Origin of the sequence: Bacillus piscicola (assembly GCF_022458745.1) — a bacterium.
GTDB classification, from domain to species: domain Bacteria; phylum Bacillota; class Bacilli; order Bacillales; family Marinococcaceae; genus Alteribacillus_A; species Alteribacillus_A piscicola.
In genome coordinates, this window is sequence record NZ_JAJJJF010000036.1 from 1 (window position 1) to 1406 (window position 1406).

General features: G+C 56.0%; 1 rRNA gene. It reads right to left on the minus strand.

Going from position 1 to position 1406, the window contains the following annotated elements:
- Positions 1 to 40 precede the first annotated feature (40 nt).
- Positions 41 to 1406 (minus strand): 16S ribosomal RNA (locus LOR49_RS17340); the annotation flags it as partial.

Sequence of the window (1406 nt, forward strand, 5' to 3'; positions counted from 1 at the left end):
CAAGTGGTTCGGAAAGCTCGACTCGGAAAATACTCCGTAGAAAGGAGGTGATCCATCCCCACCTTCCGGTAGGGATACCTTGTTACGACTTCACCCCAATCACCTGCCCCACCTTCGGCGGCTGGCTCCCAAAAGGGTTACCTCACCGACTTCGGGTGTTGCAAGCTCTCGTGGTGTGACGGGCGGTGTGTACAAGGCCCGGGAACGTATTCACCGCGGCATGCTGATCCGCGATTACTAGCGATTCCGGCTTCATGCAGGCGAGTTGCAGCCTGCAATCCGAACTGAGAATGGCTTTTCGAGATTCGCTACACCTCACGGCTTCGCTTCCCTCTGTACCATCCATTGTAGCACGTGTGTAGCCCAGGTCATAAGGGGCATGATGATTTGACGTCATCCCCACCTTCCTCCGGTTTGTCACCGGCAGTCACCTTAGAGTGCCCAACTGAATGCTGGCAACTAAGGTTAAGGGTTGCGCTCGTTGCGGGACTTAACCCAACATCTCACGACACGAGCTGACGACAACCATGCACCACCTGTCACTCTGTCCCCCGAAGGGGAACCTTCCATCTCTGGAAGTAGCAGAGGATGTCAAGACCTGGTAAGGTTCTTCGCGTTGCGTCGAATTAAACCACATGCTCCACCGCTTGTGCGGGCCCCCGTCAATTCCTTTGAGTTTCAACCTTGCGGTCGTAGTCCCCAGGCGGAGTGCTTAATGCGTTTGCTTCGGCACTAAGGGCGTCGAAACCCCTAACACCTAGCACTCATCGTTTACGGCGTGGACTACCAGGGTATCTAATCCTGTTCGCTACCCACGCTTTCGCGCCTCAGCGTCAGTTACAGGCCAGAGAGCCGCCTTCGCCACTGGTGTTCCTCCACATATCTACGCATTTCACCGCTACACGTGGAATTCCACTCTCCTCTCCTGTACTCAAGTTCCCCAGTTTCCAATGACCATCCACGGTTGAGCCGTGGGCTTTCACATCAGACTTAGGAAACCGCCTGCGCGCCCTTTACGCCCAATAATTCCGGACAACGCTTGCCCCCTACGTATTACCGCGGCTGCTGGCACGTAGTTAGCCGGGGCTTTCTGATCCGGTACCGTCAAGGTACCGGCCTATTCGACCGGTACTTGTTCTTCTCGGATAACAGAGCTTTACGATCCGAAAACCTTCTTCACTCACGCGGCGTTGCACCGTCAGGCTTTCGCCCATTGCGGATGATTCCCTACTGCTGCCTCCCGTAGGAGTCTGGGCCGTGTCTCAGTCCCAGTGTGGCCGGTCACCCTCTCAGGTCGGCTACGCATCGTCGCCTTGGGAAGCCGTTACCTCCCCAACTAGCTAATGCGCCGCGGGCCCATCTCAGAGTGTGAGGAACAAGTCCCCACTTTTACGACACTATCATGT